General features: G+C 62.9%; 16 protein-coding genes. 9 read left to right on the top strand and 7 right to left on the bottom strand.

Features of this window, described 5'->3' with window-relative positions; genetic code table 11:
* Window positions 1-105 precede the first annotated feature (105 nt).
* The 7 genes from NH195_RS20530 to recN all read left to right on the top strand — a co-directional run bounded on the left by NH195_RS20530 (window position 106) and on the right by recN (window position 9,308).
* A complete protein-coding gene (locus NH195_RS20530; RefSeq protein ID WP_202906496.1) occupies window positions 106-1,017 on the top strand; it encodes a D-alanine--D-alanine ligase in 912 nt (303 codons plus the stop codon).
* Window positions 1,005-1,988, top strand: a complete 984-nt coding sequence (locus NH195_RS20525; protein WP_081423844.1) for a cell division protein FtsQ/DivIB — start codon at window positions 1,005-1,007, stop codon at window positions 1,986-1,988. Before NH195_RS20530 ends, NH195_RS20525 begins: the two co-directional genes overlap by 13 nt.
* Window positions 1,985-3,316, top strand: coding sequence for a cell division protein FtsA (gene ftsA / locus NH195_RS20520; RefSeq protein ID WP_066705511.1), 1,332 nt, complete (start codon window positions 1,985-1,987; stop codon window positions 3,314-3,316). Before NH195_RS20525 ends, ftsA begins: the two co-directional genes overlap by 4 nt.
* Before the next feature lie 399 nt (window positions 3,317-3,715).
* Entirely contained in the window at window positions 3,716-5,350 is a 1,635-nt protein-coding gene (gene ftsZ, locus NH195_RS20515; RefSeq protein ID WP_066705510.1) for a cell division protein FtsZ, read from the top strand.
* Between the two features lie 312 nt (window positions 5,351-5,662).
* The gene (gene lpxC, locus NH195_RS20510; RefSeq protein WP_066705834.1) at window positions 5,663-6,598 is read left to right on the top strand and encodes a UDP-3-O-acyl-N-acetylglucosamine deacetylase; all 936 of its coding nucleotides are present in this window, start codon (window positions 5,663-5,665) and stop codon (window positions 6,596-6,598) included.
* Window positions 6,599-6,805: 207 nt separating this feature from the next.
* Window positions 6,806-7,642 (top strand): outer membrane protein assembly factor BamD, encoded by an 837-nt coding sequence (locus tag NH195_RS20505; RefSeq protein WP_066705509.1) that lies wholly within the window; start codon window positions 6,806-6,808, stop codon window positions 7,640-7,642.
* A gap of 13 nt (window positions 7,643-7,655) precedes the next feature.
* Window positions 7,656-9,308: a DNA repair protein RecN gene (recN, locus tag NH195_RS20500; RefSeq protein WP_066705506.1), complete on the top strand. Its 1,653-nt coding sequence runs from the start codon at window positions 7,656-7,658 to the stop codon at window positions 9,306-9,308.
* Between the two features lie 166 nt (window positions 9,309-9,474).
* Here recN and NH195_RS20495 read toward each other — a convergent pair whose 3' ends face one another.
* Entirely contained in the window at window positions 9,475-10,842 is a 1,368-nt protein-coding gene (locus NH195_RS20495; RefSeq protein WP_066705504.1) for an FAD-binding oxidoreductase, read from the bottom strand.
* Window positions 10,843-10,959: 117 nt separating this feature from the next.
* Between NH195_RS20495 and NH195_RS20490 the strand changes: the two genes are divergently transcribed.
* The gene (locus NH195_RS20490; protein WP_066705832.1) at window positions 10,960-12,645 is read left to right on the top strand and encodes a chloride channel protein; all 1,686 of its coding nucleotides are present in this window, start codon (window positions 10,960-10,962) and stop codon (window positions 12,643-12,645) included.
* Between the two features lie 272 nt (window positions 12,646-12,917).
* Here NH195_RS20490 and NH195_RS20485 read toward each other — a convergent pair whose 3' ends face one another.
* The 4 genes from NH195_RS20485 to cobT form a co-directional block, all read right to left on the bottom strand.
* A complete protein-coding gene (locus NH195_RS20485) occupies window positions 12,918-13,469 on the bottom strand; it encodes a fasciclin domain-containing protein (protein ID WP_096804459.1) in 552 nt (183 codons plus the stop codon).
* Window positions 13,470-13,970: 501 nt separating this feature from the next.
* A complete protein-coding gene (locus NH195_RS20480) occupies window positions 13,971-14,312 on the bottom strand; it encodes a DUF427 domain-containing protein (protein WP_066705502.1) in 342 nt (113 codons plus the stop codon).
* 73 nt (window positions 14,313-14,385) lie between these two features.
* Window positions 14,386-16,170, bottom strand: coding sequence for an aminopeptidase P family protein (locus tag NH195_RS20475; RefSeq protein ID WP_066705500.1), 1,785 nt, complete (start codon window positions 16,168-16,170; stop codon window positions 14,386-14,388).
* 44 nt (window positions 16,171-16,214) lie between these two features.
* Window positions 16,215-18,089: a cobaltochelatase subunit CobT gene (gene cobT / locus NH195_RS20470; RefSeq protein WP_066705498.1), complete on the bottom strand. Its 1,875-nt coding sequence runs from the start codon at window positions 18,087-18,089 to the stop codon at window positions 16,215-16,217.
* A 202-nt stretch (window positions 18,090-18,291) separates the two neighbouring features.
* Between cobT and NH195_RS20465 the strand changes: the two genes are divergently transcribed.
* Window positions 18,292-18,879: an NADPH-dependent FMN reductase gene (locus tag NH195_RS20465; protein WP_066705496.1), complete on the top strand. Its 588-nt coding sequence runs from the start codon at window positions 18,292-18,294 to the stop codon at window positions 18,877-18,879.
* A gap of 78 nt (window positions 18,880-18,957) precedes the next feature.
* Here NH195_RS20465 and NH195_RS20460 read toward each other — a convergent pair whose 3' ends face one another.
* Together NH195_RS20460 and NH195_RS21390 are read right to left on the bottom strand one after the other, a co-directional pair.
* The gene (locus NH195_RS20460) at window positions 18,958-19,389 is read right to left on the bottom strand and encodes a hypothetical protein (protein ID WP_066705491.1); all 432 of its coding nucleotides are present in this window, start codon (window positions 19,387-19,389) and stop codon (window positions 18,958-18,960) included.
* Window positions 19,390-19,496: 107 nt separating this feature from the next.
* Complete coding sequence (locus NH195_RS21390; protein ID WP_155846117.1) at window positions 19,497-19,640, bottom strand: hypothetical protein; 144 nt, start codon at window positions 19,638-19,640, stop codon at window positions 19,497-19,499.
* Between the last annotated feature and the right edge of the window lie 18 nt (window positions 19,641-19,658).

Here is a 19,658-nt window from a genome sequence, read left to right as displayed (position 1 = left end):
GGCGTGAAGACAGATCCCGAAACGGGGCGTTTTTCAAAGGGTCGCGCTAGACGACCCAAAATGGAGCGGGTCGCAAAAGACGATCCCATATTGAGGCGAGTGGACATGTCGAGCAGGCAGTCCCCGAAAGTGGCCGTGATCAAGGGCGGGCCTTCGTCAGAGCGCGAAGTGTCTTTGTCCTCCGGTCTGGAATGCGCCAAGGCGCTTCGGGGTGAAGGATTCGAAGTTGTTGAGATCGACGCGGGCGAGGATCTGTGCGCGCAATTGGCCGCGTGTCAGCCCGATGTCGTGTTCAACGCGCTGCATGGCCGGTTCGGCGAAGACGGTTGTGTGCAGGGGCTTCTGGAATGGCTGCGCCTCCCCTACACCCATTCCGGCGTGCTGGCCTCGGCCCTCGCCATGGACAAGGAAAAGACCAAAGAGGTCTACCGTGCCGCCGGTCTGCCGGTCGTGCCCTCCACGCTGGCCTCGCGTCTCGAGGTCGAAGCCGGTCATGTGATGGACCCGCCCTATGTGGTGAAACCCTATAACGAAGGCTCGTCTGTGGGGGTCTATATCGTGCGCGAAGGCTCCAACGCGCCGCGCCTGTCGGAAGACATGCCTGCCGTCGTGATGGTCGAAGCCTATGCGCCGGGCCGCGAGCTGACCTGCTCCGTGATGGGCGACAAGGCGCTTTCCGTCACCGATATCCTCACCGACGGCTGGTACGATTACGACGCCAAATACAAGGCGGGCGGTTCGCGCCATGTCTGCCCGGCCGAGATCCCCGCCGAGATCACCGCCGCCTGTCAGGACTATGCGCTGCGTGCCCACAAGGCGCTCGGTTGCCGCGGCCTGTCGCGTACCGATTTCCGCTGGGACGAAGCCCGCGGCATCGACGGTCTCGTGCTTTTGGAAACCAACACCCAGCCGGGGATGACGCCGACCTCTCTGTCGCCGGAACAGGCGCAAAAAAGCGGCATCAGCTTCGGTCAGTTCTGTGCCTGGATGGTGGAGGACGCCTCATGCGACCGGTAGATCCGATCGAGTTTGCCAAAGGCCCGACCGCAGGCGGCTCTGCCCGTGTCTCCGAGGCCGTGGCCCGTGCGATCCGGGCCCGCCGGGGGGACACGGAGGCCGCCCCTCAGCGCCCTCGTGACCCGGCGCCGTCGCGCGCCGCTTACCGGATGAACCGGCTCTGGCTCACGCCGTCCTTTCGTTTCTTCCTGCGCCGCATCGCGCCGATGGCGGCCGTGGCGGCCTGCGTCGGGCTGTGGTTCGCGTCCGAGGACAACCGTACCGCTTTCACCGATCAGATCGCGCTGTGGAAAAGCGAGATCCAGAACCGTCCCGAGTTCATGGTGAAACTCATGGCGATTGACGGTGCCTCCGCACCTCTGGCCGAGGACATTCGCGAGATTGCTGCGGTGGATTTCCCGATTTCCTCCTTCGATCTCGATCTGCCGGAAATGCTCGAGCAGATCGAGGATCTCGACGCCGTCGCGTCCGCCGGGCTGCATGTGCGTGCGGGCGGCATTCTTCAGATCGACATCACCGAACGCACCCCCGCCGTGATCTGGCGCTCTTCCGCCGGGCTCGAAATGCTCGATGCCGAAGGCCACCGGGTGGCGGAATTGCCGCATCGGGGCGACCGGCCCGACCTGCCGCTGATCGCGGGCGAGGGCGCGGAGCGCGCGGTGGTCGAGGCGCTGGCACTTCTCAAGTCCGCCGGTCCGCTTCTGCCGCGGATGCGCGGGCTGGTGCGCGTGGGCGAGCGGCGCTGGAACGTCGTTCTGGACCGCGATCAGGTGATCATGCTGCCGGAAGAGAACCCGCTCGGCGCGCTGGCGCAGGTGGTGGCGCTCGATCAGGCGAAAGACCTTTTGGGCCGCGATGTCGCAAGCGTCGACATGCGCCGCCCGACCCGACCGACAGTGCGGCTGACCGAGGCCGCTCAGGACGAACTCAAGCGCCTGCGCGGCGTCGAACTTGGAGTGTCTTACAGATGACCGATTTGTACGAGGCCCAGCGGGCCATGCGGAACATGCGCAAGGCCGCTCTGCAGCGTGGCGTGATCGCCATTCTCGATGTCGGCACCTCCAAGATTGCCTGTCTGGTGTTGCGCTTCGACGGCGAACGCTTCATGGGCGGCGATGGGGTCGGGGCGCTGGCCGGTCAGTCGTCCTTCCGCGTCATCGGGGCCGCCACCACGCGCTCGCGCGGGGTGCGTTTCGGCGAGATCGATTCCATGCCGGAGACCGAACGCGCGATCCGTACCGCGGTTCAGGCCGCCCAGAAAATGGCGCAGACCCGGGTCGACCACGTCATCGCCTGTTTCTCCGGCGGCAGCCCGCGCTCCTACGGCATCGCGGGGCAGGTGGATGTGGAATATGACACCGTGTCCGAACAGGACGTCGCCCGCGTGCTCGCCTCCTCCGACGTGCCGGAGTACGGCACCCATCGCGAAGTGTTGCACGCCCAGCCGGTGAACTTCCAGCTCGACCACCGCTCCGGCCTCAAGGACCCGCGCGGTCAGATCGGCCAGAGCCTTGCCGTCGACATGCATATGCTGACGGTGGACACGGCGACGATCCAGAACCTTCTGTACTGTATCAAGCGTTGCGATCTCGAAGTCGCGGGGCTGGCCTCGGGCGCTTATGTCTCCGGCATTTCCGCCCTCGTCGAGGATGAGCAGGAGCTGGGCGCGGCCTGTGTCGATCTCGGCGGTGGCGCGACCGATGTGTCGATCTTCATGAAGAAACACATGATCTATGCCGATAGCGTGCGCATGGGCGGCGAGCATGTGACCTCCGACATTGCCATGGGGCTGCAAATTCCCTTTGCCACCGCCGAGCGGATCAAGACCTTTTACGGCGGGCTTGTCGCCACCGGCATGGATGACCGCGAGATGATCGAAGTGGGCAGCGATTGCGGCGATTGGGAGAAAGACCGTCGCACCGTGTCGCGCGCCGAACTGATCGGCATCATCCGCCCGCGCGTCGAGGAAATCCTCGAAGGCGTGCGCGAATGTCTCGATGCGGCGGGGTTCGAGCACATGCCCAGCCAGCAGATCGTGCTGACCGGCGGCGGTTCGCAAATCCCCGGCCTGGACACGCTGGCGCCGAAGATCCTCGGTCAGAATGTGCGCATTGGCCGCCCCCTGCGGGTTCAGGGCCTGCCGCAGGCTGCGACCGGCGCGGCCTTTGCCTCTGCCGTCGGGTTGTGCCTCTTCGCGGCCAATCCGCAAGACGAATGGTGGGATTTCGAGATTCCCGCCGAACGCTACCCGGCGCGCTCGCTCAAACGCGCGATGCGCTGGTTCAAGGACAACTGGTAAGAGATTGCGGCCGGGCGGGGGGCTGTGTTAGGGTTTGCCATAACAAAGTCTCCGCCTCGCGACGCGCAGGAGAGTGGTCGAGCAGGGCCCCGGCATGATGGTTGAAAGGCGAAGCCCGTGAGGCTTCGGGCGCGCGTTCGTGATGCGTGCTCTTGGGTTCTGTCGGAATCTATCCCCTAAATCTGCCGTTTTGCGCAAAATCCCGCCTAAATAAGCGGGCCGTATCCCCATATTTTGTGGCAATCTCATGTTTTGGGGATGACGAGACGGGCGAAACCCCATAGGATTTATCGTGAATAGGTGAATTTTGCCCCGATTCAGGGGTGGGGACAGTCGGGGAAGCGTGCAGAAGGTGCGACGACCCTGAGCACAACAGCTAAAAGAACACAGGCGGTACTCATGGCTTTGAATCTGACGATGCCCGAGCGGGACGAGTTGAAACCGAAAATCACGGTGTTTGGTGTCGGTGGTGCTGGCGGCAACGCGGTCAACAACATGATCGAGAAGCAGCTTGAAGGCGTCGATTTCGTCGTGGCGAACACCGACGCGCAGGCGCTGCAACACGCCAAGGCGCAACACCGCATCCAGATGGGTGTGAAAGTGACCGAGGGTCTTGGCGCCGGTGCGCGCCCCTCCGTCGGCGCGGCGGCTGCCGAAGAGAGCATCGAACAGATCGTCGATCACCTGGCAGGGGCCCACATGTGCTTCATCACCGCCGGCATGGGCGGTGGCACTGGCACAGGCGCCGCTCCGATCATCGCGCAGGCTGCCCGTGAACTGGGCGTGCTGACCGTCGGCGTCGTGACCAAGCCGTTCCAGTTCGAAGGCGCGAAACGCATGCGTCAGGCCGACGAGGGCGTCGATCAGCTTCAGAAGATGGTCGACACGCTGATCGTGATTCCGAACCAGAACCTGTTCCGTCTCGCCAACGAGAAAACCACCTTCACCGAGGCCTTCTCCATGGCCGATGACGTGCTTTACCAAGGCGTCAAGGGCATCTCCGACCTGATGGTCCGTCCGGGCCTCATCAACCTCGACTTCGCCGATGTACGTTCCGTGATGGACGAAATGGGCAAGGCGATGATGGGCACGGGCGATGCGACCGGCGAAGATCGCGCCATTCAGGCCGCCGAAAAAGCCATCGCCAACCCGCTCCTCGACGAGATTTCGCTCAAAGGCGCGAAAGGCGTGCTGATCAACATCACCGGTGGCTACGACCTGACCCTGTTCGAACTGGACGAAGCCGCGAACCGCATCCGTGAAGAGGTCGATCCGGACGCCAACATCATCGTCGGCTCCACGCTGGACACCGATATGGACGGCGCGATGCGCGTCTCCGTGGTGGCCACGGGCATTGACGCCCGCACGACGCTCGAAGAAATGCCGGTGCCGCGTCGCCGTCTGGCCGAGCCGCTGCAAACCCCGGATGTGGTCGAAGAGAAGATGGAGCAGGCCGCGCCCGCCGCCGTCGCAGCCGCCGCTGCGGTGGAACATGCGGCCGAACCGGCTCAGCCGACCCTCGACGTGTTCGATCCGCAGGAAAGCCACCGTCGTGAAGAGCGCCGCGAAGAGTTCCGTGCGCTCGACGACGATCTGCCGCCGCCCGCCTATCAGCCGCGTCCGCAGCCGATGCCGCAACCGGCGATGCACGAGCCCGAAGCCGAAAGCTTCGTTGCTCCGCGCGCTCCCGCACCGGGCACGCCTTCGCCGGAGGCTCTGGCCCGTCTGCAGGCCGCCGTGTCGAAACAGCCCCGGGCCGACATGCGTCCGCAGCAGCACCAGCCCGCGCCGCAGCATCAGCAGCCCGCCGCGGAAGCCAAGGGTGGTCGCTTCGGGATCAACTCGCTGATCGGACGCATGACCGGGCACAATGAGCCGGAAGCCCGTTCCGCGGCACCGCAGCCGCAGGCCCGTTTCGGTGCCCAGCCGCAGGTCCGCCCGCAGGTGCATCAGGCCTATGACGAGGATCAGGATCCGAACCCGGAGCAGGAAAAGATCGAAATCCCGGCCTTCCTGCGTCGTCAGGCGAACTGACATAAATCCGTGAGTGGAGCGCTTTGAGGCCCCGGTCTCAAGATCACATTCACGAAGATTGCAGCATTTGAAAGGTCGCCAGAAGGCGGCCTTTTTCTTTTGTTTCAAGGGAGTTGCCGCGTTTCGGCAAAGATGTGCGCGGGTTTTTGCCTCTCTCCGCGTGACCATGTTTCAATCGGTTACAAAGATTGAGTTGAGCTTGGTGAACCGGATTGGTTAGGTGCGGGTTAACAAGACGCGTCGGCGCGGAGAAACCCAAATCTGTCCGCGAACTCCGATGCGCAACAAGATTGAAAGATTGTGAGGCCGGTGGTGCAGAGCACAGTTGCAAAACGAATTCGCTTCGACGGTGTGGGGCTCCACTCCGGCGCCCCCGTGCGCATGGATATCCTGCCAGCGCCCGCCAACAGCGGCATCACCTTCCTGCGGTCCGACATCGAAGCCGATGCGTCGGACACCCGCGATGCGCTGATCCCGGCGCGTTGGGACGCGGTCGTTCCCTCTCAGCTTTGCACGCTGATCCGCAACGACGAGGGGGTCGAGCTTTCGACCATCGAACACATCATGGCCGCGCTTGCGGGCTGTGGCATCGGCAATGCGGTGATCACCGTCGACGGGCCGGAAGTGCCGATTCTCGACGGTTCTGCCGCGCCCTTCGTCGACGCTATTCTCGCCGCCGGTCTGCGCCGTCAGGACGGCCCGACCCGCGCGCTGAAAATCCTCAAGCCCGTCGAGCTTGTCACCGACACGGCGCGCGCCCGTCTCGAGCCGTCCGAGACGATGGAGATCGACTTTCACATCGACTTCGCCGACCCGGCGATCGGCGTTCAGGACAAGCATCTGGTGATGGCCAATGGTGCGTTCGTCCGCGAACTGTCGAACTGTCGCACCTTCTGCCGCAAGGCGGACGTCGATTACATGCGCGAAAACGGTCTGGCCCTTGGTGGCACCTTCGAGAACGCCGTGGTGGTCGATGGCGATGCGGTGCTTTCTCCGGGCGGTCTGCGCCATGATGACGAGCCGGTGCGTCACAAGATGCTCGACGCTCTGGGCGATCTCTACCTTGCGGGCGCGCCGATCCTTGGCCGTTATGTCGGCGAAAAGGCGGGCCATGCGGTGACCAACAAGCTTCTGCGCAAGCTGTTCGACACGCCCGGTGCCTGGGCTTTCGTCACCGTCGATGCGGCCACCGCCGCGCGGCTTCCCGGCGCGGGCGTCAGCCCTGCCGATCTGGCGGTCTGCGCCTGATCTCCCTCCCCATGCCCGGTGCGTCCGGGCGGGGAAACCGGGGCGAGGCAGGGGGAAGGCCAGGGGGCAAACTGGCCGCACAAAGCACACTCTCCATGCCGTGATGACTTTTCCGCCGTTAAGGCGTTTTGCACCGGATTTTTCTGTGCTAGGAGTGTGGACACGACCCGGTCAAACGGGCGGTGAACGGTGAGGGTAGGGCCTTTCATGACGGCATGTAAAACAGGCAAACTGGCTTTAACGCTCGGTGTTTCCATGGCTTTTCTGACGGCCTGCGGGAATTATTCGCCGCGCGAGAACCTCGAGGGCTATCCGGCGGATGACATCTATGAGCGGGCCGAGTTCGAGATCACGCAAAAGGATTTCGGCGATGCGGCCTTCTATTTCGGCGAGGTGGAGCGGCTTTATCCCTATTCCGACTGGGCCAAGCGCGCGTTGATCATGCAGGCCTTCTCCTATCACCGCGACAAGGATTATGAGAACGCCCGTGTTGCGGCACAGCGTTTCCTCGACTTCTACCCGGCGGACGAAGATGCCGCCTATGCCCAGTATCTGCTGGCCCTGTCCTATTACGACCAGATCGACGACGTGGGGCGCGATCAGGGCCTCACCTTCCAGGCGCTGCAGGCGCTGCGTGTGGTCATTGAACGCTATCCCAACAGCGAATATGCCCGCTCCGCGATCCTGAAATTCGATCTCGCCTTCGACCACCTCGCGGCGAAGGAAATGGAGATCGGGCGCTATTATCTGAAAAAGAAACATTACACTGCCGCCGTGAATCGTTTCCGTGTGGTGGTGGAACAGTTCCAGACCACCCAGCATACGCCGGAGGCGTTGCATCGTCTGGTCGAAAGCTACCTGTCGCTGGGTCTCACCGAAGAGGCACAGACCGCAGGCGCGATTCTGGGTCACAACTACCAGTCCTCCGAATGGTATCAGCACAGCTACAAGCTGCTGACCGGGCAGGGGCTGGAACCGAAAGTCTTCGAGAACAACTGGCTTGGCGCGATCTATCGTCAGATGATCCGCGGCGAATGGCTCTGAGGCTCAGACCCCCATGCTGAGAAGTCTCGACATCCGGGACATGCTGATCATCGACCGGCTGGAATTGGAATTTCAGCCGGGTCTCAATGTCTTGACCGGCGAGACCGGCGCGGGCAAATCCATCCTCCTCGACAGTCTCGGCTTTGTCCTCGGCTGGCGCGGGCGCGCCGATCTAGTGCGCACGGGCGCGGCGCAGGGCGAGGTCACGGCGGTGTTCGATCTGCCGAGAGGCCACGATGCCGAAGAGGTTCTGGCCGAGCTGGGCATGGACACCGACGACGGTGAGCTGATCCTGCGCCGGGTCAATACGGCGGACGGGCGCAAGACTGCATGGGTCAATGATCGGCGGGTCTCGGGCGATGTGCTGCGGCGGCTGTCCGACGTTCTCGTGGAATTGCATGGTCAACATGACGACCGCGGGCTTCTGAACCCGCGCGGGCACCGGCTTTTGCTCGATGCCTTCGGCGGCATGGCGCCGCTTCTGGAAACATCGCGCGGCGCTTGGAAAGCCCTAAGTGCCGCACGCAAAGCGCTTGCCGAGGCTGAGACCCGGCAGGCCGCCTTGAAATCCGAGGAAGAGTTCCTTCGTCATGCGGTGGGCGAGCTTGACGGGCTGAACCCGGAGCCGGGCGAGGAGGCCAAACTCGACGCCGAACGCCGGCTGATGCAATCGGCGGAAAAGATCGCTGGCGATGTGGCGAAAGCCCATCAGGCCCTGTCCTACGATGGCGGCGAAGGGATGTTGACGGATGCGCTGAAATGGCTCGAAGGGGCGTCTGATCGCGCCGACGGGCGGCTGGACGCGGCGATCGACGCGCTGGGCCGGGCGCTCAACGAACTGGCGGAGGCGCAAGCGGGCGTCGAGGATTGTATCGAAGCATTGCAATTCAATCCGCATGAGTTGGAGCGGGTCGAAGAGCGGCTTTTCGCCATTCGCGGTCTCGCGCGCAAACACAATGTACTGCCCGACGAGCTTGGCTCCTTTGCCGACGGTCTGCGAGAGAAACTCGCCGCCCTCGATGGCGGGGAAGGCGATCTGGCGAAGCTTGGCAAAACCGTACGTGACGCCGAATCTGCCTATGACGCCGCCGCCATGGCGCTCACCGAGGCCCGCATGAAAGCGGCGCAGGAGCTCGACGCGATGATGGGCCGCGAACTGGCTCCGCTCAAGATGGAGCGGGCGGTGTTTGCGACCGAGATCACCCCCGGCGAACCGGGCCCCGAAGGTCGTGACGCCGTGGCCTTCACCGTGGCGACCAACCCCGGGGCGCCCGCGGGGCCTTTGAACAAGATCGCCTCGGGCGGTGAGCTGTCGCGCTTCCTGTTGGCGCTCAAGGTCTGTCTCACCCGCGATCAGACCGGTGTGACGATGATTTTCGACGAGATCGACCGCGGCGTCGGTGGCGCGACCGCCGATGCCGTAGGCCGCCGCCTCAAGGCGCTCTCGGACGAGGGGCAGGTGCTCGTCGTCACCCACAGCCCGCAGGTCGCGGCCCTTGGCGGTCATCACTGGCGCGTCGCGAAACGGGTCGAGGCGGGGATGACGTTGTCCGAGGTGACGCCGCTCGATGCGGACAACCGGATTGATGAGCTGGCGCGGATGCTCTCGGGCGACACGATCACGGAAGCGGCGCGTGAGGCGGCCCGTGCGCTTTTGGCACGCTGACTTAACCTGAGCGCTTTGGGCGTGTTGAACAGGTCGCCCGTCGCATTTTCACGGAAGTTTAATGATGTCTTGCTAAGCTGCCCGCATATTCCGAGTGGCTTTGTTTCACGAAAACGGCGCGAAAGGGGGGACCTTTTCGCGCCTGCTTTCTCTTGCGGAACGCGGCTCAGGGCACCATCTTGCCCGGATTTAGGATGTTCTTCGGGTCCATCGCCGCCTTGATCTGCCCCATGAGGCCCCAGGCCGCGCCATGTTCCTCTGCCATAAGGCTTTTCTTGCCCATGCCGATGCCATGTTCGCCGGTGATCGTGCCGCCGAGCGCCAGCGCGCGTTCGGCCATGCGATGCGCCAGATCTTTCGCCAGCTTGATCTCTTCGGCGTCGTTCGGGTCGACCAGCAGGATCGCATGGAAATTGCCGTCGCCGACATGGCCGAGAATCGGCCCGTCGATGGGCGAAGCCGCAATATCCGCCGCGGTTTCCTCCACCGCCTGCGCCAGTTTCGAGATCGGCACGGAAATATCCGTCACCACCGCCTTCGCGCCTTTCCGGAGCGCCAGACAGGCCCAATAGGCATGGTGACGCATGGTCCAGAGCGCGTTGCGATCCTCCGCTTTCGAGGCCCATTGGAAATCCGAACCACCGAATTCATGCACGATCTCGCCGAACATCTCGACCTGTTCGGCCACTCCGCTCTCCGAGCCGTGGAACTCGACGAAGAGATGCGGTTTGAGCGGGAAATCGGCACCGGAATATTTGTTCACCGCGTCGACGCTTTCCGCATCGAGAAATTCGATCCGCGCCATCGGCAGCCCGACCTGAATGGTGGCGATTACGGCCTGCACCGCGGGGCTGATTTCGTCAAACGAACAAACGGCGGCGGAGATCGCCTCCGGCTGACCATGAAGCCGCACGGTCATTTCCGTGATCAGGCCCAGCGTGCCTTCGGAGCCAACGAAAAGCGAGGTGAGATCATAACCCGAGGCCGATTTGCGCGCCCGCGAACCGGTGTGAATCACCGTCCCGTCGGCCAGCACCACCTCGAGCCCGATGACATTTTCCTTCATCGTGCCGTATTTCACCGCCGTCGTCCCCGAGGCCCGCGTCATCGCCATGCCGCCAAGGCTTGCATTGGCCCCCGGATCGACCGGAAACATCAGCCCCGTGGTCCGAAGCTCGACATTGAGCGCCTCGCGGGTGATGCCGGGCTGGACGACCGCGTCCATATCCGCGTCGTTGACCCGGATGACCCGGTTCATCCGCGAGAAGTCCACGACGAGACCGCCCTTCACCGCAAGCGTCTGGCCCTCCAGAGACGTGCCCGCGCCAAAGCCTGTCACCGGGACCTCATGGGCGTGACAAATCTTCATCAGTTCGGAGACCTCTTCGGTGGTCTCGGGATAGGCCACGGCCTCCGGTGGGGTCGGCGGAAACCACGTCTCCGACAGCCCGTGCTGGTCCAGTTCGGACTTGGATCGGCTGATCCGACCCTCTAGAACGGTGGAAAGCTCGGCATATACGGTTTCGGAAATCATGGTCGACTCGCTGTCTGTTGGGGTCCGGCGACCATAAAGGAAGCGAGCGGTCGGGAAAAGCGGACCGAAACGACAGGTCCGGGCGGTGGCGGTCGAATGCGTCTGGAAGGGGCGGGGATGTCAGAGGAAAAACCGGCCTATCCGGCCAAGGCGCTGAACGAGATCCGCGACGGGCTGCGCGACACCCTGATGTTGATCCGCCGTCGCGGTCCGAGCCAGATCCAGTTCTGGTTCATCGCGCTGGTCATCGGCATCGCCTCGGGCGGGGCCGCGCTGTTCTTCCGCCTCGGGATCGAGAAACTTCAGGCCTTTCTCTACGGCACGCACGATCTGCGCCATCTGCACACGGTCGCCCGCGACCTGCCGTGGTTCTGGGTGCTCGCCCTGCCGGTGATCGGCGGGCTGGTCGTCGGCATCATCCTCAACTGGTTCACCCCCGACGGCCGTGTGCGTTCCGTCGCCGATGTGATCGAAGGCGCGGCCCTCAACGACGGTCGGGTCGAAAAACGCGCGGGCCTCGCCTCCGCCGCGGCCTCTCTCATCACCCTCTCCACCGGCGGCTCCTCGGGCCGCGAAGGCCCCGTGGTCCACCTTGCAGGCGTCATCGCCACATGGGTCTCGAACCGCCTCCACGCCGACGGCATCACCGGGCGCGATCTCCTGGGCTGCGCCGTCGCCGCCGCCGTCTCCGCCTCCTTTAACGCACCGATTGCGGGCGCGCTTTTCGCCCTCGAAGTGGTGCTGCGCCATTTCGCCGTTCATGCCTTCGCCCCCATCGCCATCGCCTCCGTCGCAGGTACGGTGATCAATCGGATAGAATTCGGTGGCGTCACCGAGTTCACCCTCGCCGATGACGGGGCGCTGTCCTTCTATGTCGAACTGCCCGCCTTTCTCATGCTCGGGCTCCTGTCCGGCCTCGTCGCCGTGCTGCTGATGCGCACGATTTTCATGGCTGACGATTTCGGCTCCTGGGTGCAGGAAAAACTGCACCTGCCGCCCGTGCTGCGGCCTGCGGCAGCGGGGCTTTTGCTCGGCTGTATCGCGATCTTCTTTCCGCATATCATCGGCGTCGGCTATGAAACCACCTCCGCCGCCCTCACCGGGCAACTGATCCTCTGGCAGGCTGTGGTCTATGCCGTACTCAAGGTCATTGCCGTCGCGATCACCATGGCGGGGCGCATGGGCGGGGGCGTATTTTCCCCCGCGCTCATGGTCGGCGCGCTCACCGGCCTGTCCTTCGGGCTGATCGCCACCGGGATCTTCCCCGACGTTTCCGGCACGGTCACGCTCTATGCGCTGGCGGGGATGGGGGCGGTGGCGGCGGCCGTCCTCGGCGCGCCGATCTCAACAACTTTGATCGTCTTCGAACTCACCGGCGACTGGCAAACCGGGCTGGCCGTGATGGTCGCCGTGTCGCTCTCGACCGCGCTGGCCTCGCGCCTCGTCGACCGCTCTTTCTTCCTCACCCAGCTCGAACGTCGCGGCGTCCACCTCGCCGCCGGACCGCAGGCCTATTTGCTCGCCACCGTGCGCGTCCACCAATGCTACCGCAAACCCGACGCGCCGCGCGCCGCCACGGAAGAGGCTTGCAAGGAGCTGATCGGGCAGGGGATTTACATCTCTCCCAACGCCACGCTGGAACGTGCCATGCCCTTGTTCGAGAAGAACAACCTGATCTTCGTTCCCGTCGTGACGCTGCACGAGGACACCGGGCCGGAACTGCATGGTGCGCTGTTCCAGGTCGATGCGCTCCGGGTGTTCTCGCGCAAACTGGCCGAAACGGCGGCGGAAGAGCATTCGTGAGGGATCTGACGAAGCATGGGGGGTGTCTGGCGCACAATCGGACATGGGTCCGAAGCTCTGCGCTCGCCATCAGGTTGACGCTTCGGCCCAGAGCAACCTTCGAGCCCACGATATAGTCAGCTTACTCCAACGGCCATTCGGCAAAACAACGGCAGGTGCCAGCGCGATCAGGACGGCCCCCGTCGTCAAAAGAAATGTTCTGCGTTTCCATTAGAAAATGCCCGGATAGGCCTGCCAAATGTGCTTGGCCCATCCGAGCGGATCTGTCCGACTTACTTCGGAACGAGGACGGTGTCGACAACGTGGATCACGCCGTTCGACTGATCGACATCTGCAATGGTCACGCGAGCGGCGTTGCCGCTTTCGTCGTAGATATATACATTGTTGCCTTTGACCTGTGCCGACAGGGCGTCGCCCGAGACAGCATTGAAGTGATAAAAGCCATCGGCTGAGGCGCGCGCTTGACGTGCGATCTGTGCTGCGGACCAGTCACCGGCCACCACATGCGCCGTCAGCACTTTGACGAGCATGTCCTTGTTTTCCGGTTTCAGGAGCGTCTCCACCGTTCCCGCCGGAAGGGCAGAAAAGGCATCGTTCACGGGGGCAAAGACTGTGAACGGGCCGGGGCCTTGCAGCGTCTCGACCAGACCTGCGGCCTGAACAGCGGCGACCAGGGTGGTGTGATCTGCCGAGTTCACCGCGTTCTCAACGATGTTCTTGGTCTCGAACATGGGCGCGCCACCCACCATCGGGTTTTCAGCATAGGCCGCGGTTGCAATGGTCAAGGCTGCGGCGGCGGTTGCCAGTTTGGACATGGTTTTCATTTTAGTCTCCTCTCTGAATGAGCCGCTTTCTTTCGCAGCTACCGAGGAGACACGGCGTGTGGTGTGGAATAGTTTCAGCCGGACTGAAATAAATTTGCGTCGAAGAATTCGTCGCTCGCCCGGATGGCTCATGTGGGCACGCGAATGGGCGAACCGCCTTCAGGTTCATCGGAGACTTACGCTAAGTGGTCGTTCGTCCTGAGCGCAGAGAACGTCAGGAAGCCCCCTTTACACCTCAAACGCGCCTTGCGTGAGCGTCTGCGATGGTTTCAAATCCTGAAATTGGCGAGACATATCTGTCGATCATTTCGTCCCGCCGCATGTGGTTCATGTGATCTGAAAAGACATCATAGGGTTCAAACAAAGTCCATGTTCACGGAGTGCTCTGGTGTCTTCCCGTACTCGGAGCAGGGTCCGACAAAAGTCCGACAGAAGTCCGACACTTTGCCGACCGCTGGGAACGCCGTCCAAGAGAGAGCTCCCATGGACGGCGTTTGTCTGTCAAAGCTGTTCGACAGCCGCCTTTTGCGGGTAGAAAGCGACGTAGCCTTTGACCTCGGCGGCGCGAGGTTTTGGGTCTTCGTAGGACCATGCCGCATTGGCGATCACGACGGATTTCGTATGAATATCAAAGTGTTTCGCCTCGCCCTTGAACGGGCAGACGGAGACGATCTCGGTCGGTTCGAGAAAGGCCATGGCAAGGTCCTCGCGCGGGAAATAGATCACCGGCGGGAACTCTCCTTCGCTCAGCTCCAGCGCCCGGTCGGTCTCCCCCAACACGGCGCCGCCCGCCCGCACGACCCATTTGCCGCTCGCCGGGCGGATTGTGATGTGATCTCCCATGTTCTCGTCCTTTTGTTCGTCTTCTTATCTGTTTTCGCACAGACCTTATCAGGGTTATTGCATCAGGTATATGTCAGACTGGTGCAACCGCTTGCCGCAGCCAGGCGCGTGCCGGTTCCGACACCCGGTCCTTGAGCTTGTCCCAGACTTCATCGTGGTAATCGTTGAGCCAGTCCCGCTCCCAAGGCGCAAGCTCATCGGCGAGGATCAGGCGGCGGTCGATCGGCACCCATGTCAGCGTCTCGAAGCTCAGCATGTCGCGTTGCGGATCGGCGCTCTCGAGCGGCGGAGCAGGGGTCACCACGATCAGGTTCTCAATGCGGATGCCATAGGCACCCTCGCGATAATAGCCGGGCTCGTTCGACAGGATCATGCCTTCACGAAGCGACAGGGCCGAGAGGCGCGAAATCCGTTGCGGGCCTTCGTGGACCGACAGATAGGCGCCGACGCCGTGGCCCGTACCGTGGTCGTAATCCCGTCCCATGCGCCACAGGGGCGCACGGGCCAGCGCGTCGAGATGGCTGCCCGCCACGCCGCGCGGAAACCGCGCCGTGGAGATCGCGATCATGCCCTGCAACACGGCGGTGAAGGCCGCGCGTTCCTCCGCGCCCGGATCGCCCAGAGCGACGGTGCGGGTGATGTCGGTTGTGCCGTCCTGATATTGCGCGCCGCTGTCGATCAGCAGAAGCTCGCCCTCTTTCAGCGCGCGGTTGGTGTCCTCCGTCACCCGGTAATGCACGATGGCGCCATTTGGGCCGGAGCCGCAGATGGTGTCGAAGGAAATCTCCTTGAGCCGGTTCGTCGCCGCCCGGCAGGCTTCGAGGTGTTTCACAACCTCGATCTCGGTCAGGTCCTGTGGTGCCTGTTCCGACAACCATGCGAGGAATTCGACCATTGCCGCCCCGTCGCGCAAATGCGCCTCGCGCGTGCCCGCGATTTCTTCCGGCGTTTTACAGGCTTTTGGCAGGATGCAGGGGTCTTCGCCCGCGACGATCCGGGCCTGTTTCAGCAGCGTCTTGACCGCCTGCGGCGCCGATCCGGGATCGACCAGAACCTTGCCTGTCACCTCGCCCAGAGCCTCGGAAAACTCGGAGCGCGGGCGCAGGGAAATCCGTGGATCTGGCCCGAGATGAGCATATTTTGAGGCATCGTCAAAGAGTTGCAAGCGACCTGTGGTGGTCAGAATGGCAAAGGTCTGCACCACCGGGTTGTGCGCAATGTCCGATCCGCGAATGTTCAGCAGCCAGGAAATGCTGTCGGGTAGGGTGAGCACCACCGCCTCCGCGCCGGTTGCGGCGACCGCCGCGCCGATTTGAGCAAATTTTTCCTCTGAGGTTTTGCCCGAAAGCTCGAACGGCTGCACGCTGACCGGTTCGGCGGGGCGGTCGGGGCGGTCTTTCCAGATGCGATTGACCAGATTGGGGCTGGCGATCAACTCCTTGCCGGTGCCTTCGAGCGCGCATCGCAGCCCCTCGATTTCGCGTATGGTGTGCAGCCACGGGTCAAAGCCGATCTTCTGCACATCGCTCGCCAGAATCCAGTCCGCTAGTGTCGTCGCGGGCCAGTCGACATAGTCGAAAATCGCCGGATCGCATTGTGCACGGACCTGCACCGTGTAGCGCCCGTCGGTGAACACCGCCGCGCGGCCCGCAAGGATGACGGCGAAGCCCGCCGATCCGGTGAAACCCGTGAGCCAGGCCAGTCGGTCGTCGCAGGGGGCGACATATTCCCCCTGATGGGCATCTGCGCGGGGCACAATGAAGGCGTCGAGGCCGATTTCCTGCATTTCTGCGCGCAGGGCAGTCACGCGGGGAGCGGCCTGTTCCGGTCGCGCGGTCACGTCAAAGCTTTGGAACATTTTGCAATGGTCCTTTCGGTTGTTCACATTTCGGACGGCCCCGCTCAGGAGGCGCGGCGCATGCCCATGACACGGGCGCGGGCGCGCGGATCGCTGTCGAAGAGCGAGGCGAGCTGTTCGGTCATCGCGCCGGCCAGTTGTTCGGCGTCGGTGATGGTCACGGCGCGGTTGTAGTATCGCGTGACGTCATGGCCGATGCCGATGGCCAGAAGCTCGACCTGACGGCGTTTTTCGACCATGGCGATCACGTCGCGCAGGTGTTTTTCCAGATAATTCGCAGGGTTGACCGACAAGGTACTGTCATCGACCGGCGCGCCGTCGGAAATCACCATGAGGATCTTGCGCGCCTCAGGCCGTGCAGAAATCCGCCGGTGCGCCCATTCAAGCGCCTCACCGTCGATGTTTTCCTTGAGCAGTCCCTCTTTCATCATCAGGCCGAGATTGGCCCGCGTTCGACGCATCGGCGCGTCGGCGGATTTGTAGACGATGTGGCGCAGATCGTTCAACCGGCCCGGCTGTTGCGGGCGACCGGCGGCCAGCCATTCCTCGCGCGACAGCCCGCCTTTCCAAGCCCGTGTGGTAAAGCCCAACACCTCGACCTTGACGCTGCAGCGCTCCAGCGTGCGCGCCAAAACATCGGCACAGATTGCGGCGATGGAGATCGGGCGACCGCGCATCGAGCCGGAGTTGTCCAGAAGCAGCGTCACCACCGTGTCGCGGAATTCCGTGTCTTTTTCGACCTTGAAGGACAGGGGCGTCGTCGGGTTCGCCACCACACGCGCCAGACGCCCGGCGTCGAGAATGCCCTCTTCGAGGTCGAATTCCCACGACCGGTTCTGCTGTGCCTGAAGACGACGTTGCAGTTTGTTCGCGAGGCGCGACACGGCACCTTTGAGCGGTTCGAGCTGCTGGTCGAGATAGGCGCGCAGGCGTTCGAGCTCGGCGGGTTCCGCGAGCTCCTCGGCCATGATCTCTTCGTCATGGGCGGAGGTGAACACCTGATAATTCGGATCGGCATCGGAGACGGGGGCGGGTTGCGGCGGCTCGACATCGGCCTCGTCCTGCGGCAGCTCGACCTCTTCCGAGAACTCCTCGTCGGCCATGTCGTCGGAGGAGACGGAAGCCTCCTGCATGTCCTGCTGCTGTTCCTGGCTGTCCTCGGCGCTGGCCTCGTTCTCGTCGTCCTGGTCCTGCTCTTCGCCCTGGCTGTCGGGCTCTTCCTCCTGCTCGTCGGTCTCGGCGCTCTGGTCCTCTTCGGGATCGGTCTGATCCGGGTCGTCACCAAGCTGATCGCCATAGCCCAGTTCCTCGATCACGCGGCGGGCGAGGCGGGCAAAGCCCTGTTGATCTTCCAGAAGGCTGTCGAGGTCCTCGAACGTGTCCTGAGTCTGGCCGTCTATGAAGTCGCGCCAGAGATCGAGGATGTTTTCCGCCGCGTCCGGCATGGTGCGTCCGGTGGCCTTTTCCCGCAGGTAATAGCCCATGGCCTGAGCGAGCGGCGCATCTTCGCGCCGGGAAATGCCGTCATAACCGCGCCGCAGCGCCTCGTTTCCGATCTTGGCGTCGATATTGCCCGCGGTGCCGGGCATGTAACGCGCTCCCGCCGCTTCGCAGCGCGCGCTCTCCAGAGCGTTATAAATGTCAAAAGCCATCTGGCCTGGCGGGGCGTAGCGCTGGAAAGTGGCCTCGTTGTGGAACTTGTGGCGTAGCGCCAGCGCATCGGCCGTGCCGCGCGCGATCAGCACCTCTTCTTTCGACATCCGCCGCGACACTTGCGGCAGGCGCATCGTGTCGCCGGAGAGGCCCGAGGGGTCCATCGTGTAGGTGACCGTCAACTCGCTGTCGTCGGCCAGCACTTTGGTCGCTTCCGCGAGCGCTTTCTTGAAGGGATCTGCCGGGTTGTCGCTGGGCTTTTTCATGGCTTCGTTAAATCACGCGGCGCGGGGCCGGGCAAGCGAAAGAGATGCGCAACAGGGTCGGCGCGAGGTCGCACAGGTTTTGTGTGTTTGTGCGCAGAGATTGGCATTGATGCGCGGCCCTGTGCGGATTTACGACTGGCGCAAAGGTGCGCTCCTCCCTCGATTGTTTTTCCAACCGGCGTGCCGTGAAAAGGAATTCAACATGTCCAATCCCAAGATTGCCATCGTCATCGGCTCCACCCGCGATGCTCGTTTCGCGGACAAACCGGCCCAGTGGCTGTTCTCCAAGGCGCAAGAGCTGTCCTCTGAGCTTGATTTCGAGCTCGTCGATCTGAAAGATTTCGATCTGCCGATGTTCAACGAAATGGCTTCCAACCTCTGGATGCCGTCCTCGGATGAGAACGCGATCAAATGGCAGGAAAAAATGGCCGAATTCGACGGCTATATCTTCGTGACGCCGGAATACAACTCCTCGATCCCGGCCTCGCTGAAAAACGCGCTGGATCAGGCCGGTAAGGAATGGGTCCGCAAACCCGCCGCTGTCATGGGCTATGGTGCAGTCGGTGCGGCCCGTGCCGTCGAGCATCTGCGCGCCGTGGTGATCAACCTGCAAATGGTGCCGGTGCGCTCCGCCGTCTACATTTCCGGTTCCGATTTCTTCAAGGTTTCGCCGCTGGGTGCCAATGGCGAGATGAGCGAGATCGAAGCGGGCATTCTGCCCTCCGTCGAAGCCATGCTGGGCGATCTGGCCTGGTGGACCAAAGCCACCAAAGCTGCCCGCGACGCATAATTCTTATAAAATCACGCACATTTATCAGGCAGAAAGGCCCGCGAAAGCGGGCCTTTTTCTTTGCGCAACTCAGGAAGTTTAGCCGCCCAGCAACATGTTCCGACAGTGGCGGATGTTGCTTTCCGCCAGCGTCTCGGCCCGATGCGCTTCTTCCGTGTCGAAGGAAAACCGCGACAAGGCCAGAAGTTCGGTCTGAGAGACGTGGCCCGCGATGCGCAATTCCTCATAGGAGGGCGCGGTCTCCGGTGCAATGACGGCGGCAAGCAGGTCTTGCATCGCGCGTTTGAGCGCCATCAACTCCCGGTCTTCGCGATGCGCGGCCTCCGCCGAGAGCCGCCCGGCGCAATAGGCGAAATCGCGGGCCAAAGGATTGTCTGCCCGAGGATCGACCGGAGGATCGCTTTGAGGCGCGCCCTGCGCCGCAGGTATCCACACAGCATTCCACAGCGCGGGCAACACCAGCGCCCAAAGGGTCTTTCGCATCGAAAACCTGTGGAGAAATTCGGGCATGGTCTGTCTCTGTGTTTGTCCTTGTCATCGAAGTGTTACATTGAGGCTAGGCGCGTTTTGCGAGTCTGGCAAGGAATTTGTATATACGCGAGATATACGATTTGGCGCTAGGTCAGGATCAGAGAGAGACATCGTCCAAGCGCGTTTCCGGCGTACTTCTGTGTAGTTTCGGCGTGCGCCGGGTCCTGTTCGAACGCGACGCGGCGCAACAGATCGGCATGGGCGAATTTTGCCGAAAGTCGAAGGGTCATCAGCGCGCCCCCCCTGAT

Source organism: Celeribacter ethanolicus, assembly GCF_001550095.1.
Taxonomy (GTDB): Bacteria; Pseudomonadota; Alphaproteobacteria; order Rhodobacterales; family Rhodobacteraceae; genus Celeribacter; species Celeribacter ethanolicus.
Note: the sequence above shows the minus strand (reverse complement) of the source record. Positions and strands in the feature narration are given on the sequence as shown.